Raw genomic sequence first — 14,797 nt, forward strand, 5'->3', positions numbered from 1 at the left:
AGGCCGAGCCGCCAGGCGAGGCCGTATCGAAACCAACCTCAGCCGCGCGCCTCCAGGGCGGCGGTGAGCAGCGCGACCAGCGCCTCGGTCTGCAGGTCGATCGAGGTCTCGCCGGTCTCGCCCGCGCCGTCCAGGGCCCGTGCTGCGAGACCCGCCTTGCGGTCGATGAGCTCGGCGATCCGGGTGTCCAGCGTCTGGGTCGCGATGACCCGCCACGCGGTCACCGGCTCGGTCTGGCCGATCCGGTGGACCCGGTCGATGGCCTGGGTCTGCTCGGCGTCGGTCCAGGACAGCTCGGCGAGCACCAGGTTGGAGGCGACCTGGAGGTTCAGGCCGACGCCCGCCGCGGTCAGCGAGCAGACCGCGACGTGGACCTCGGGGTCGTTGACGAAGGCGTCGATCTGGGCCTGGCGGGTGGCGGAGGACTGGTCGCCGCGCACCGAGGAGTACTTGATCCCCCGGGCCGCGAACGTCTCCTCGGCGATGTCCATGACGTCGATGTGCTTGGCGAAGAAGACGACCTTGCCGACGTTGCGCGCCAGCTGCGCGGTGTAGTCCGCGGCGAGGCCGGCCTTGGCCTGGCCGATCCGGCGCAGCATGCCGAAGACGTTCTCGCCGGTCTTGGTCGAGGAGTCCTCGCGCTCCCAGCCGGCGACCTGGCGGACCAGGTCGTGGTCGATGCCGTCGACGACGGCACCGGCGCGACGGTTGGCGAGCGCGGTGTCGTAGCGCTCGACCATCCGGCGGGCGAGCTCCTGCTCGGCCTTGCGGATGGAGCGTCCGGCCTCGCCCTCGAGCTCGACCGGGAGGTCGGCCACGCGGCGGGCGGGGATGTCGGAGGCGACGTCGATCTTGCGGCGACGGACGATGCCCTGGTCGACGACGCATCGCCGGGCGGCCGGGTAGAACGCCGGGTCGGCCGGCGTCAGGCCGGTCTCCTCCAGCGCCTCCATCAGCGGACCGAGCGGGACCTTCTCGTCGATCCAGCCGAGGAACTGCCAGATCGCCCGGAAGTCCTCGATGTCGTTGATCAGCGGGGTGCCGGTCAGCGCCATCATCAGCGGCCGCGGGACCCGCGCCCGGATCCGGTCGGCGATCTCCAGGACGTGCTGGGAGCGCTGGGAGGTCTTGTTCTTGATGTAGTGCGCCTCGTCGACGATCATCCCGCGGAAGCCGTGCTTGCCGAGCCAGCCGATGTGCCGGTCGAGGATCTCGTAGTTGACCACGAACACGTCGGCGAACCCGTCGACGTCGTCACCGTCGCCGTGCAGCACGGTCGCGGTGCGGTTCGGCACCCAGAGCTGGACCTCGCGCGCCCAGTTGGTCTTGACGACGTTGGGCACGGCGACCAGCAGCGGGAACGCGCCCGCGGCCTCGGCGGCGAGCAGCGCCTGGGCGGTCTTGCCCAGGCCGGGCTCGTCGGCCAGCAGGAAGGTGCGGTGGCCGGCGGCCGCGGAGGCGACGAGCTGGGCCTGGTGGTGCATCAGCTCCCGGCCGTACGCCGTCTTCAGCGAGGTCGGCTCGGGCAGCTCCATGATCGCGGTGGCACCCTCGGGCGCCCGCTCGAAGGAGCGGAACAGCGGCTCGAGCAACTCCCAGCCGGCGAGCCGGCGCGGCCGGACCGGCGGGCGCACGCCCTCGAAGTCGGGCCGCTGGAACGGGTTGGCGAGCTGGGCCGCGGCGACGGAGACCGGGGTGACCCGCCGGTCGATGACCGCGATGACGTTGTCGGCAGCGGCCGGGGCGGCCTCGGGCTCCGGCTCGACGACGCCGGCCTTGCCGAGCAGCTCGCGACGCAGCGCACGGGCGTCGTCGGAGATCTCGGCGTCCGGGTCGAGCAGGGTGAACAGCGTCGAGTCGCGGGCCGCGGTCTGGGCGAGGATCGTGGCGATGCCGTCGAGCCGCTTGAGCTCCTCGGCACGACGCCCGTCGGAGAGCGTGTCGTCGGCCTTGATCCGGATCCGCTCCTCACGCACGAGCAGCGCGATGACCTGGAATTTCGTGCGCACCGAGAGCACCGTCGACTGGCGCTGCACGGCCTGCTCGACCTCGCGCACCACCCTGGCGAGCACCGGGATGATGCCCTCTTCGTTGCGGTGCTTGGGTGCGTTGCTGCGGTTGCGGCGCTGGCCGCCACCACCTCGCTGGCTTCTCTGAGCCACAGATGTCCTTCCAGGACGGGGCCCCGGTGCAGGTGCACCCGGGCAACGCCGTGTGTCGTGGATCCGCGATCCACTCGTCCGATCGCATGGCCACCCGTGGGGGTTCGCGGCCGGTGGGGACGTCGGTTTCCGACGTACGCCGACGGCTCGGCTGGTCGATGCTTGAGGGCAGTCTACCAGCGGCGAGACACAACTCACCTATGACGGTGGAATTCCACGACCTGCTGGAAGGTGGGGCGGTTCTGCCAGTCGATGGGGCGTACGCCGACGACGCCGGCCGTCTGGGACACGATGTCGTCCTGGGTCTTGTCGTAGGTCAGCTGCGAGACCGAGGTGACGCCCTGGGTCTTCAGCGCGTAGGCGACGGCCCGGGCCAGTGACGCGCGGAGGACGCGCCGGCAGGACGCGAGGGTCCCCGTGCCGCAGTAGCGGTAGGTGAACGGCGTCGCCTGGGGGTGGCCGAGGCGGGCGTCGAGCTCCTTCTGGACCCAGCTGTACCAGGGTGCGTCGAGCCAGGAGGACCCCACGCCCTGGCGCGGGTGGTCGTCGAGGATCTGCGGCACCCGGGTGACCAGGGAGCCGAGCTTGCCGCGCATGACGTCGTAGGCCAGCGAGCTCGTGCCGTGCTGGTACCAGTAGTCGAACAGCGCGATCGCGGCCTGGTAGCCGTAGGCGCCGTCCCGGTCGCGGTCGACCCGCGGCGCACCGGCCTTCGACCACTGCCGCAGGATCGAGGTGGCGGGCGCGAGCGCCCGGTCGTTCCCGATCACCTTGAGCAGGTCGGGCAGCAGGTAGCGGGCCCGCGAGTCCTGGGTGGCCGCGCCGGCCATGACGCCGACCAGCTGCTGGATCGCGATCCTCCGCGACCCGCGGATCGCCGCCTTGACCCGCTGGCTGAGCGCCAGCGAGCGGTGCACGTCGCCCCAGGACCAGATGTCGTCGGGCGCGGACCAGGTCTTGGTCTGCCGGTTGTTCCAGCTGACCAGGTAGCCCGAGGACGGGTCGACCTGGTGGGCGTGGCCGGCCATGCCGACGTACCCCTGCCAGTCGTACTTCCGGTCGCCCCAGCGCGGGAAGTCGAACGCCACCCCGGGCGCACGCTTCGGCAGCAGCGAGGACGTGTAGAAGCCGATGTGGCGGCTGTCGACGTAGAACCAGTTGAACGTGAAGTCGACGTGGCTGGCGGCCTTGAAGAAGTCCTGCACACCGTGCACGTAGCGCGGGTCGTTGAACTGGGAGAAGCCGAGCACCGAGTCGACCTCGTGGCCGTACGTCGATCGCTGCAGCACCAGCGCCACGGGCTTGCCGCCCACCGTGGTGCGGGACTGGACGATGCCGTGCCGGGTGCGCCAGATGTCGAAGGTGTAGGTCTTCGGCAGGCCGGGCGCGGTCAGGTTCGGTGTGGTGTGCTCGACCTGCTGGTTGTGCCGCATCGGGACGCACCTCGAGCCGACCCGGTACGCCGTGGACTCGACCGTCGGCCGCGAGCCGTCGGTGTTGCACAGCCGCTCCGCGACGGTGTCGACGAGGTCGTTGGAGGCGCTGGTGGCCGACCAGGAGTAGTCCTTGCCGCGGCCGAGCTCGACGACGAGGTTGGTGCCGGCGAACGACACGCCGCGGGCGTAGACGCCCGGCCCCTTGAGCACCTGCTCGACCAGGAGCTGCGGGTTGTAGTAGCCGGTCTGCGGGCCGAAGACGGCCAGCGGGTGCCCGGTCGTCGACTCCTTGGCCGTCACCAGGACCGCGTTCGACATGCCGCCGTGCTGGAACGCCAACCGGACCTTCTGCAGCTGGCCCGCCTCGCCCGCCGGAAGCCCGGTGGCGACCGTCCGCGGAGCACCCCTGGTCGTCACGCGACTGGCGATGTGGCCCGTCCCGGGCGCGGTCGCGCCCCCGAGGTCGGGCAGCGCGACACCGGGCTTGCCGAGCTCGAGCCCGCGGCCGCCGCCGTACCCGATCCTGACCGAGCCTGTCGTGGGCGCGCCCGCGTCGATCTTCTCGCGGAGGTCGCGGTAGACCCCGTCGCCGATCTTCGCGCCGAAGCGGTGGCGCAGCAGCTGGAGGTACGTCGCGTTCGCCGCCTCCGCGCCGCCGCCCTTGCCGAAGATGCCGCCGACCAGCGAGGCGACGTACACGACGTCGGCGCGGGTCCACGGCTGGACGGTCTTCTGCAGGGCGGCGTACTCCGCGGGGCACTGCAGGCCGGTCACGCCGAGCGGGCAGAGCTTCCTCTGGGCGGCGTTGATGCCGGCGATGTAGGCGTCGAGGCCGTGCACGAGGCGCTCGCCGGCGGCGCCGTACCGCTTCGCGGCGTGGGTGACCTGCGCGGCCGCCTCCGCGGGCGTGTAGTAGGCGATCCGCAGCTGGGCCTGGTCCATGGCGACGTTCGCCGGGGTGTCGCCGACGAACTCCGCCATCCGGCCGGCGCCGGTGTGGCGCAGCACGTCCATGAGGAACATCCGGTCCTCGATCGCGGCGAACCCGGCGCCGTACATGGTGTCGTCGTAGGTCTTGCCGGTGATGTACGGGACGCCGAACTGGTCGCGCTTGATGTCGGTGCCGTCGCGCGGCTTCTCGTCGCTGGTCACGACCTGCGGGGTGAAGTTCTCGCGCTTGTAGAGGGTGGAGAGATCGGCCCGGGTGATGCTGCTGGGCGCCTGCTTGGTGAGCGCGTCGTACATCTCGAGCTGGTCGGCGTAGTTCGGCGGAGCGCTCTTGCCGTCGACCGCGGTCGTGCCGCCGCCGAGCAGGACCTGGGCGAGCTGGGTCGCGTCGATGTTGCCGCGCGAGCCCGGCGGCACGATGTTCCACAGCGCGCCGTACGGGTCGCCGCCGTACGACGGCGTGGTGCCCGCCTGCGAGGGCGACGCGGCCGGGCCGGTGGCGAGCGCGGCGACGAGCAGTCCGGCGAGGCTGGTCAGCAGCAGGGAGCGACGCATGGGCTCGACCATAGAACGTGTTCTATCTCCCCGCTAGGGTTTCCGCCGTGGGCACCTACGCAGTCACCGGCTCCGCCTCCGGCATGGGCGCGGCCGTCGTCGAGCGGCTGCGCGCCGCCGGGCACGTCGTCATCACCGTGGACCTGCGCGACGCCGACGTCGTCGCGGACCTGTCGACACCCCTGGGCCGGCGTCAGGCGTCGACCGCGGTGCTCGAGCGGTGCGCGGGGGTGCTGGACGGCGCGGTGCTGGCGGCCGGGATCGGTCCGGGCACCGGACGCGACCGCGCGCGGCTGATCCTGCAGGTCAACTACCTCGGCGTCGTCGAGCTCCTCGACGCCTGGCGGCCCGCGCTCGCCGCCGCGGACCGGGCCAAGGTGGTCGCGTTCGCGAGCAACTCGACCACCACGGTGCCGCTGGTGCCGCAGCGACTGGTCGCCGCCCTGCTCGAGCGCGACACCGACCGCGCCCTGCGCACGCTCCGGGTCTTCGGGAAGGCCGCCCCTCCCCTGGCGTACGCCGGCAGCAAGATCGCCCTCGCCCGGTGGGTACGCCGCCAGGCCGTCACCCGCGACTGGGCCGGCGCCGGCATCCGGCTCAACGCCATCGCCCCCGGCGCCGTGATGACGCCACTGCTCGAGAAGCAGCTCGCGACGCCCGCCGAGGCCCGCCAGATCAAGAGCTTCCCGGTGCCCATCGGCGGCTATGGGGACGCCGGCCAGCTCGCCGACTGGGTCGTGCTGATGCTCTCCGACGCCGCCGACTTCCTGTGCGGCAGCATCGTCTTCGTCGACGGCGGCTCCGACGCCTGGTTCCGCGCGGACGACTGGCCTCGCCGCGTCCCGACCCGCCGCCTCCCGGCGTACCTGCGGCGGATGCGGGAGTTCCGCTCCCTACGGGACGACTAGGAACCACTCGGTCCCCATCACCCGAGCGGCGAGGGGGCGGGGAAGGGCGAGGAGGAGGGCGACGGTGCGCAGGCCGCCGCGGGCCTGGCTGCGGTGGGCGCGGAGGGCCTCGCGCTTGACCTCCAGATGGGCGCGTACGTCGGCACGCTCGGCCGGCAGCCGCGCGAGCTCCGCGCGGGAGGTGTAGATCTCGTCGCCGGGCAGGGTGAGGCCGGGCAGCAGCCGCGCGAACGGTCGGGCGAGCCGGACGAGCCGCAGCAGGGCGTCCCTGTCGCGGGTCGCCTCGAGCAGTCGGGGCCGACGCTGCGCGAAGTCCTGGGCCGCCCGCGCGATCCGGTGCACGTGCACGTGGTCGGGGTGGCCGTAGCCGCCGTTGGCGTCGTAGCCGGTGAGGACCGTGGCGTCCTCCTCGTCGAGGATCCGCGCGACCTCCCCCGCGACCGACGCCACGGAGGCGTCGACCAGGCGCCGGCCGCCGTCGGAGGGGGCGGCGGCCATGCCGCTGTCGTCGTACCCGAGCCAGACGACGCGGTGCGCGCCGAGCGCCCGGGCCGCGGCCTCCCCCTCGGTACGCCGCCGCCGGGCGAGGTCCCGGGCGTCCCCGGCGAGGCCGGCTCCCCCGTCGGTCGCGAAGACCACGACGACCCGGTCGCCCGCGGCCGCGCGGGAGGCGAGCCAGCCGCCGGTGAGCAGGACCTCGTCGTCGGGGTGGGCGTGCAGGGAGACGACGGTCGTCACCGCGTCACCGCCTGCCGCGCCGCGGGCGGTACGGCGATCCGCTCCCCCGCGGCTCGGTAGAGCCCCATCGTGGTGTCGAGAACGTCGCTCCAGTCGTACGCCGGCGCGACCCGGTCGTTGTGGGCGCGGATCCGCTCGCGGAGCAGGTCGTCGGTCAGCAGCGTCGCGGTCGCGACCGCCATCTCGTGATCGCCGTCGACGAGGAGCCCGTCGCGGCGGTCGCGGACGAACTCGCCGATGCCGCTGCGCCGGCTGGCGACGACGGGCAGGCCGGCGCAGCGCGCCTCGAGGGCGGCCAGGCCGAAGGACTCCTTGGGCGCGGGGGCGAGGTAGATCGCGCCGGAGCGGAGCAGCTCGCGCACCTGGTCGCGATCGACCCGGCCGGTGATGGTGACGACGTCGGTGAGTCCGTGGCGGCGTACGTAGCGCTCGAGGCGGCCGCGCAGCGGACCGTCGCCCACGATGAGCAGCCGGACGTCGCGGCCGGGCACCAGGCGGCGTACGTCGGTGAACATGCGCAACAGCGGCAACGGCCGTTTGCGGGGCATCAGCCGCATCACGCTGACGACGGTCAGCGGATCGAACGCGGCCCGCGACACCGCCCCGGTGCTCCGCCAGGACGCGACGTCGACCGCGTTCGGCAGGACCTCGACCGGGGCGCCGCCGAGCGAGCGCCGGAACGCCTCGGCCGCCGCGGCACTCACGGCCGACCACGCCACGGGCCACCGCCGCAGCGACGCGAGCGCCGCCAGTCGCACGATCGCGCTGGCACCGGCCCACATCGAGTGCACCGTGATCAGGGTCGGTACGCCGGCGGCCATCGCCGCCCGCGCCACGCTGATCGAGTACGGCGAGAGCACCGACAGGTGCACGTGCACCACGTCGTACCCCCCGATCTCGGCGCGGGCGCGGGCGGCGGGGATCCGCCGAACCCAGGCGGGGTCGGGTCCGCCGCCTGGGGTCGGGCTGAGCACGTCGGCCTCGAGTCCGCGGGCACGCTGGTGCCGGACGAGGTCGTCGACGTGGGTCTCGATGCCGCCGAGGCGCGGCAGGAAGACATCGGTGACGTGGGCGATACGCCGGATCTCGCCGGTCCGGGCGACGGTCCCGGCAGCGACGACGCGCTCGCTGCGGCGGTGCCCCACCAGCCACAGCCCCAGCGCCCCACCGCCCACCGGGATCTCGACGAGGAACACGAACACCCGGTAGAGCACCGCCCCCGCGGTCACGCCGACCGGGTCGCCGCCGAGGGCGAGCAGCACGCTGACCAGGCCGAGGTCGGCCACCCCGACGCCGCCGGGCGTGATCGGCAGGATCGTGATCAGCCGCTCGAGCGCGAACCCGGCGAGGATCTCGGTGCCGCTGTTGCCGGCACCGGTGAGGTGGAGGCACCAGCCGAGCAGGAGGGCCTGGAGGGCGACGTACCCGACCATCCCCACCGACATCCGGAGCCAGCCGTTCGCGACCAGCTGCCGGCTCTGCCGACGGATCTCCTCCATTGGGCCGCGCGAGCTGAGCAGCAGCGCCGTGACGACGCCGACGAGCGCAACGAAGCCGACGCCGGCCCCGAGGGCCGCGAGCTTCAGCGGCGCGGCGACGTGCTCGCCCGCGCGCGCGAGGGCGCCGACGGCGACGACGGGCAGGATCAGCTTGATGCCGACGTCCCACAGGTTGGTGACGAAGGTGTAGCCGGCGAAGCCGCGGGTGTCGATGCCCCAGGCGCGCATCATCCGGCGGTTGAGCTCGACGCCCGCCGCCCCACCGAGAGGTACGACGTTCGCGACCGCGCTGCCGGTGACGTTGAGCGTGAGCGCGCGCCGGTGCGTCAGGTTCGGCGCGGCCGCCGTGAGGACGAAGGAGTGGACGTACAGGCCGAGCGCCCACAGTCCGACCAGGCCGAGAAGCTCGCTGAGGTGCAGGCCCTCCAGGACCGGGAGCACGCCGTGCCAGGAGACGGACACGACCTGCGGCAGCCCGGCCGCGACCAGCACCCCAGCGAGCAGCCAGGAGGCCACGAACCGGAGCCGTGCGCGGGCGCGCGACGCCGGCTTCATGGTGGGGACATCCTCCATGTCGGCAGGCTAGGAACGCCGGCATGAAGGACTCGTGAAGGCGCGCGGCTCGTCCCGGCGTCCGGGGCCATCGTCCCCTTCCGTCCCGACCGGCATGGTCCTTCCGGACCAGGGGTACCGGAACGGTCGGTCCGAACCCACCTCGGACCGGTAAAGGAACAACCGCCGATCTTGTGGCGGCCCGTGACGACCGCCACCCTGAAGGAGCCGAAGCTGCGGAGGGGCAGCACGTATCGGCGTACACAAGGGAGAACATGATGTCCGCTACTGCATTGAAGATGCCGGAGCTCGAGCCACGGACGGCTACCCAGCGCACTGTGTCCCCGGAGCTGAGGGAGACGATCCTGGAAGTCGCAGAGTCTGAGAGGGCCCTGGACGACCTGATCGGCTACGCCAACCGTCTGCACCGCAGCAACATCCAGCACGACCCGCAGTCGTGCCTGGTCTGCTTCGGAATCAGCTGAGCTCGATCAACCGCAAGCCTCGCGGGGTGTCCCCCCTAGCGCCCCGCGAGGCACCGGCGGCCGCGGTCAGCCCAGCAGGCTGAGGTAGGAGTCCCCGAGGTACCCGGCCCCCAGGATCGCCATGAGGGCACCGAGGATCATGAACGGCCCGAACGGCACCGCGCTCTTGCGACCGGCCTTCTGGACCGCCATCAGCAGCACGCCCACGACGGCGCCGAGCAGGAACCCGCCGAACGCGCCGACCAGCAGCGTCCCCCACGACAGGTACGCCGTCATCGCGCCGACGATCCCGGAGAGCTTCACGTCGCCGTAGCCCATGCCGCCGGGCGCGATCAGCCACACGATGAAGAAGAACGCCCACAGCGCCGCGCCGCCCTCGGCCGCCCGCAGCAGCGCGTGCCGCTCGTGGTCGATGAGCAGCAGCAGCCCGAGGACCGGGTACGCCGGCAGCACGATCACGTCGGGGAGCCGGCGTACGTCCAGGTCGATGCCCGCCAGCGCCACCCCGATCGCCGCGAAGACGAGGTACGCCGCCAGCGCACCCCACCCGAGGTGCCCGTCGTCGGTCGCGTACGTCGAGGTCGGCGAGGGTGTGTCGAGGGCGGCGATCCGCCAGGCGACGAGCCCGAACAGGACGGCCGTCCCGAGCTCGACCAGCGGGTACCGCGCGCTGATCGGCTCCCCGCAGTCCGCGCACCTCCCCCGCAGGATCAGCCATCCCAGCACCGGGATGTTGTGCCGGTTGCGGATCTCGTGCCCGCACCGCGGGCACGCCGACGGCGGGCTGACGATCGACTCCCCCCTCGGCACGCGGTGGATCACCACGTTGAGGAAGGACCCGATCACCAGTCCCAGCAGTGCGGCGAAGCCGACGATCAACCCGAGAGGCATGGCACTCAGCTGCTTCTGCTCCAGCTCAGGATGTTCACCTCACGAGCGGGCGGGTTGACCACGGCCGTCGGGTCCCAGATCTGGGCGCGTACGGTCAGGGCCTTCGTCCCCGTCGTGTCCGAGCAGGTCGAGCTGCCGGGGCACAGGTAGACCTTGAGCTGCACCAGCGTGCTCTGCGTGCCCCACCCGGGCGAGTCGTCCGGGAGCTCGATCACGGGACCCGTGAAGGCGAAGGATCCCGTCTCGAAGACCTGCAACGATCGCGCGATGACGCCGAAGCGGAAGACCGACTCGGAGATGTTGTTGAGTGACAGGTACATCGATGCCTGCGGCACGTAGGTCGTGCCCTGGGTGTAGAAGACCGTGGTGTTGCCCTGCGCCTGGACGACGGGCGAACCGCCCACCGTCGCGACCGTGTTGGAGGGGATCGTGGTCGTCGTCTCGCCGCGGATCTGCGGCACGTAGTACTTCAGGGTGACGGTGTTGAGGCTGTCCAGGGTGGTGGTGTCACCGTTGTTCTTCGGGCCGGCGGCGAACCCGATGCTCATCCCGGTGAGGCCGTTGTCGTGGACGTACTTCTGCAGCGTGCCGAAGTTTCCCGCACTGATCGTCGGGAGGTCGGCGAGGTAGGGCTGCGTCGCCGGCGTCGTCCCAGGCAGGGTGAAACCGTTGATCGCCGAACCCGTCCCGGCTGAGCTCTTCGGTGTGACGACCAAGCTCGCGGCCGAACCGTTGGTCTCGCTGTAACCGACCTTGACGCTCATCCCGGTCAGGATCGCACCGGCGGGGATGTTGGTCCCCGGGGTGAATCCACTCTCGGTGATGGTCGCGGTGCTGGTGCCACCTGACCTCTTGAAGGTCGTGACGTTGCCGTCACCGTTGGTGACGATGTCCGCTGCCGTGGGGGCCGCGCTCCCGGTGGTGCCGTGGATCCAACTGTTGGCCGGGGAGACCGTCGGCGCGGGCGAGGCGTTCGAGATGGTGATGGCCGACGGCGTCGTCAGTGAGGGGTTGCTTCCGGTCGACTGACCGTAGACCGCGATCGGCGGACGGTCCGGGTGGTAGTTACCGCACAGCTCGACCTGGGCACCTTTGTCCACCGAGATGCGGCTGTCGCCGCCCATGATGAACTGAACGCCCTGGTTCTGAACGGCGCTGTCGATCGGGCTGACGCAACGGCCGGGGATCGTGGTGTCGGTCGTCAAGGTGCCGCCGACGACCGTCCCGGAGTTGATGTTCCAGACGTCGCCCGTGTTGGGTGCGATCGCCGACTGGAACAGCGGGTCCGCCGAGTTGTTGTGGAAGTCGAAGTAGTAGTCGCCGGGGTTGAAGTGGATGAAGCAGTTGCCGCCACCCGCCGAAGTCAGGGCGTTGAGATTGGTGACGTCGTCGTAGTAGCCCTGCGAGAGCGTGACAGTCCCGGAGTTGCAGTTGGCCGGCACCGTCTGCAGCGTCGGGAATGCCAAGCCGTCATGGGTGATGTCGTTCTGGTACTGCGTTGCCGTCTGGGCCAGGAGTCCGGGGTCGGTGACCGTCGCGGCGCCGCAGTCGACGATCGGTGCCGACATCGCGGACAGCGGGGAGCACCCCGAGTGCGCGCGAATGTACGTCGTCGACTCGAGGTTGCCATTCTGGGACTGGGCGATCGTCGAATTCGACCACACGCCGCCTTTGACGCGGAACGCGCCGCCGGAGCCGTTGGTCTTGAACGTGAAGCCGGTCTCTCCGCTGCTCGTTCCCAGCGTCAGGATCGCGTTGCCGGGCTTGTTGCTGTTGTTGATGGCGACCGGCGTGCCCTGCTCGCCCGTGGCGTTCTCAGGTGTGCAGACGACGTACGCCGAGGTCGGGGTCGTCTGTGATCCGCTCGCCGGATACACGTTGCTCAACGTCACCGTGGACACAGGGGTGGTGTCGCCGCTGACACCCACCGCGTCGCGTCCGAAGCAGCCGTCGAAGGCGTTGTTGTCGTAGCCCCAGGTCGGCGAGGTCTTGGCGGCCGAGCCGAGCCACGTCCCCGTGCGCAGGTCGTTGAGGACGACGTTCGCGGCCGCGTCGGCCGCATAGGGCGACGCCGCAGCCGAGCGCAGCGACACCGTGGCCATCAGGCTTCCCTGACCACGCGTCAGGATAGTGCCGACCACGAGGGCCACCGCGGTGACCACGATCAGCGCGAAGACGAGGATCGCGCCCTCGTCGCGCCTGGCGACGAACCGGCGCTTGGCCCACCGGATCATGACTCTCTCCGTTCTCCGGTCAGCGCGGCCGAGTAGGTCGTGCCGTCGTTGTTGTTCGGGTCGCTCGACGTAAGCACCATCCGCACGACGTCCGGCACCGACGATCCGGACGTGTTGCACTTCGCCGCTGTGTAGTTCGGCGGCGTGCTCGTGTCCGGGCACCCCACGGTCGGCACCGAGGTCAGGTTGTCGGCCACGGTGATCGTCGAGTCGGTAGCCCCGCCGACGCACCGCCTGCGGATGAGCGTGTAAGGAGCCGACGAGCCCTCGGTGGCATACGTGACGGTGACCGTCGTCGGTGTCTGCGAGGAGTCCAGGGAGGTGTACTGGCTCCCAGCGAGGGTGACCACCTTGGTCGCACCGCTCGGCAGGCCACAACCCGACGAGACCCCGGTGTCGGGCGCGACGGAGACCGACTGGAGCAGAGGAAAGGTGTGGGCGCTGCCGTTGTCATAGGTCGCTGAACGGACGCCGATGCTCGCCACGTCCCTGGACCAGTAGACGGCGGCGAACTGGACGTCGTGCGACTCGGTGAGCCGGGCCGAGGTGCTGACCGTCGTCTTCAGGTAGCTGATCACCACGCCCGTGAGGGCGACCATGATCAGACCGACCATCGCGACGGTGATCACCATCTCGATGAGAGTGAATCCCTCATCACCTGAGCGGAGCCGCTTGGACGCGTTCATCAGCACGCCCCCTGCCCCGACGCGCACGGCTTGCGCAGCACGATGACCACTGACTCGTTCGCCTTGCCGTCGGTGCTCGCGACGTGGAGGGTGAGCTGCTCGAGGCCGGTGTCGTCCGCGGCCACCGCACAGGCGCCGGTGCCGCCCGCCTGGTTCAGGCTCTTGGCGGCGCCCTGGGTCGCGGTGTATCCCGACGGGAGGTTGAGCACGTCGGTGACGGCGCTGACCTTGTAGGCGTTGGTGCCCGCGCTGCCGCACGGCTTGTAGTTGCCCGAGGCGACGTAGCTCTGGATCGCCTCGGCGAAGCTGCGGACGTAGGCGCTCCCCGAGGTCTGCTTACGATGGATGTCCGACGCCTTGATGGCCAGCATCAAGCCGGCCAGCACGGCGACTCCTGCGATGCCGAGCACGGCGACGGCAGCGAGCACCTCGACGAGGGTCTCCCCGCGGTCGTTCCCTCGCCAGCGATGCCTCCGCTCCCCCCGACGTCGCTGCATCAGACCTTCACCTGGTTGAAGATGCCGTACATCGCGGAGACGAGCGCCACGGCGACGAACCCGACGATCAGACCCATGACGATGATGACCGCCGGCTCGAAGAGCGCCGTGAGCTTGGCGATCTTGTAGTCGAGCTCGACCTCGTAGTACTCCGCCGTGACCTCGAGCTGGTTGTCCAGCGAACCCGTTTCCTCACCGACGCGCAGCATCGACGTGGCCGTGCCGGGGAACAGCTGGGTGCGGGCGAGCGGCCCGGCGATGCCCTGTCCCTCGAGCATCTGCTCGGCGACGCCGTTGAGCCGCCGGATGAAGACTCTGTTCCGCAAGGCATCCGTGGTGACTTGGAGCGACTCGGTGAGGTTCACGCCGGCGGACACCATCGAGGACAGCACCCGGCAGAACCGCTCCACCAGCGCATATTGGATCGTCTCCCCGACGACCGGGATCTTGAGCAGGAAGGCGTCACGCGCGTACCTGCCCTGCTCGAAGCGGGTCACGAGGACGTAGATCAGTGCGAGCGCACCGAACCCCGCGAGGATTGCCCACCACCAGTGCCCGAGGAAGCTCGTGAAGCCCATCAGCATCCGGGTCGGCAGAGGGAGCTTCGCGTCCAGACTGGCGAAGAAGTCCTTGAACTTCGGCAGGACGTAGATCGCCAGCACCAGGATCGTGACGACGGACATGCCCGCGACGACCAGCGGGTACATCGCGGCCGACTTGATCTTGCGACGCGCAGCCAGGTCGCGCTCGATGTACGTTGACAGCCGCGCCAGCACCGTGTCGAGCTCACCGGTCAGCTCGGCGGAACGGACGATGCCGCGGTAGAACTCCGGGAACACCTTCGGGTAGGCATCGAGGCAATCCGAGAAGCGCTCGCCGCCGCGAAGACCGTCCTCGATGTCGTTCATCATCCGGCGGACGGAGGAGTTCTCGCTCTCGGCGCCGATCGCGTGCACCGCGTCGAGGATCGGCAGTCCGGCGCGGAGAAAAGCCGCGATCTGGCGGGAGAGGTGCATGACCTCCTCCCGCTTGATCCGCGGGCCGGAGATCTCGTACTGCAGGATGCTCTTCTTCTCGGTGACCTTGAGGTCGCGGAGGTCGCGACCGTAGAGCTCGACCTCGGCGTCGCCACGGCTCCCTGCCTTCTGCGTCCCCTTAACCGGGCTGCCGTCGAGAGCGACACCAGAGTAGGCGTACTTGGGCATC

At 70.8% G+C, this 14,797-nt stretch carries 10 protein-coding genes; 1 reads left to right on the forward strand and 9 read right to left on the reverse strand.

Features of this window, described 5'->3' with window-relative positions; all coding sequences use genetic code 11:
* Positions 1-38: 38 nt before the first annotated feature.
* Together ACYU8V_RS11245 and ACYU8V_RS11250 are read right to left on the reverse strand one after the other, a co-directional pair.
* Positions 39-2,162 carry a DEAD/DEAH box helicase gene (locus tag ACYU8V_RS11245; RefSeq protein WP_460847400.1) on the reverse strand — a complete coding sequence of 708 codons (2,124 nt, stop codon included), beginning with the start codon at positions 2,160-2,162 and terminating at the stop codon, positions 39-41.
* Between the two features lie 194 nt (positions 2,163-2,356).
* A complete protein-coding gene (locus tag ACYU8V_RS11250) occupies positions 2,357-5,101 on the reverse strand; it encodes a penicillin acylase family protein (protein ID WP_460847403.1) in 2,745 nt (914 codons plus the stop codon).
* Positions 5,102-5,148: 47 nt separating this feature from the next.
* On the opposite strand from ACYU8V_RS11250, the gene ACYU8V_RS11255 reads away from it, so the two are divergent.
* Positions 5,149-6,009 (forward strand): SDR family oxidoreductase, encoded by an 861-nt coding sequence (locus ACYU8V_RS11255; protein WP_460847405.1) that lies wholly within the window; start codon positions 5,149-5,151, stop codon positions 6,007-6,009.
* Here ACYU8V_RS11255 and ACYU8V_RS11260 read toward each other — a convergent pair.
* The 7 genes from ACYU8V_RS11260 to ACYU8V_RS11290 all read right to left on the reverse strand — a co-directional run bounded on the left by ACYU8V_RS11260 (position 5,995) and on the right by ACYU8V_RS11290 (position 14,796).
* Positions 5,995-6,747, reverse strand: a complete 753-nt coding sequence (locus ACYU8V_RS11260) for a PIG-L deacetylase family protein (protein ID WP_460847407.1) — start codon at positions 6,745-6,747, stop codon at positions 5,995-5,997. The two genes, ACYU8V_RS11255 and ACYU8V_RS11260, sit on opposite strands and share 15 nt — an antisense overlap.
* Positions 6,744-8,819: a glycosyltransferase gene (locus tag ACYU8V_RS11265; protein WP_460847408.1), complete on the reverse strand. Its 2,076-nt coding sequence runs from the start codon at positions 8,817-8,819 to the stop codon at positions 6,744-6,746. The genes ACYU8V_RS11260 and ACYU8V_RS11265 overlap by 4 nt, the downstream gene beginning before the upstream one ends.
* 530 nt (positions 8,820-9,349) lie before the next feature.
* A complete protein-coding gene (locus ACYU8V_RS11270) occupies positions 9,350-10,174 on the reverse strand; it encodes a prepilin peptidase (RefSeq protein ID WP_460847409.1) in 825 nt (274 codons plus the stop codon).
* A 5-nt stretch (positions 10,175-10,179) separates the two neighbouring features.
* Positions 10,180-12,408: a hypothetical protein gene (locus tag ACYU8V_RS11275; protein ID WP_460847410.1), complete on the reverse strand. Its 2,229-nt coding sequence runs from the start codon at positions 12,406-12,408 to the stop codon at positions 10,180-10,182.
* The gene (locus ACYU8V_RS11280) at positions 12,405-13,094 is read right to left on the reverse strand and encodes a prepilin-type N-terminal cleavage/methylation domain-containing protein (protein ID WP_460847412.1); all 690 of its coding nucleotides are present in this window, start codon (positions 13,092-13,094) and stop codon (positions 12,405-12,407) included. Before ACYU8V_RS11280 ends, ACYU8V_RS11275 begins: the two co-directional genes overlap by 4 nt.
* Positions 13,094-13,591: a type II secretion system protein gene (locus ACYU8V_RS11285; protein ID WP_460847414.1), complete on the reverse strand. Its 498-nt coding sequence runs from the start codon at positions 13,589-13,591 to the stop codon at positions 13,094-13,096. Before ACYU8V_RS11285 ends, ACYU8V_RS11280 begins: the two co-directional genes overlap by 1 nt.
* On the reverse strand, positions 13,591-14,796 hold the full coding sequence (locus ACYU8V_RS11290) for a type II secretion system F family protein (RefSeq protein ID WP_460847416.1): 1,206 nt from the start codon (positions 14,794-14,796) through the stop codon (positions 13,591-13,593). The genes ACYU8V_RS11285 and ACYU8V_RS11290 overlap by 1 nt, the downstream gene beginning before the upstream one ends.
* Position 14,797 lies beyond the last annotated feature (1 nt).

It is taken from the genome of Nocardioides ultimimeridianus, assembly GCF_054777895.1.

Bases quoted from the DNA above. Each gene is read 5' to 3' on its own strand.
- ACYU8V_RS11250 (WP_460847403.1), bottom strand. From the start codon at position 5,101: ATGCGTCGCTCCCTGCTGCTGACCAGCCTCGCCGGACTGCTCGTCGCC.
- ACYU8V_RS11265 (WP_460847408.1), bottom strand. From the start codon at position 8,819: ATGGAGGATGTCCCCACCATGAAGCCGGCGTCGCGCGCCCGCGCACGG.
- ACYU8V_RS11270 (WP_460847409.1), bottom strand. From the start codon at position 10,174: ATGCCTCTCGGGTTGATCGTCGGCTTCGCCGCACTGCTGGGACTGGTG.
- ACYU8V_RS11275 (WP_460847410.1), bottom strand. From the start codon at position 12,408: ATGATCCGGTGGGCCAAGCGCCGGTTCGTCGCCAGGCGCGACGAGGGC.
- ACYU8V_RS11280 (WP_460847412.1), bottom strand. From the start codon at position 13,094: ATGAACGCGTCCAAGCGGCTCCGCTCAGGTGATGAGGGATTCACTCTC.
- ACYU8V_RS11285 (WP_460847414.1), bottom strand. From the start codon at position 13,591: ATGCAGCGACGTCGGGGGGAGCGGAGGCATCGCTGGCGAGGGAACGAC.
- ACYU8V_RS11290 (WP_460847416.1), bottom strand. From the start codon at position 14,796: ATGCCCAAGTACGCCTACTCTGGTGTCGCTCTCGACGGCAGCCCGGTT.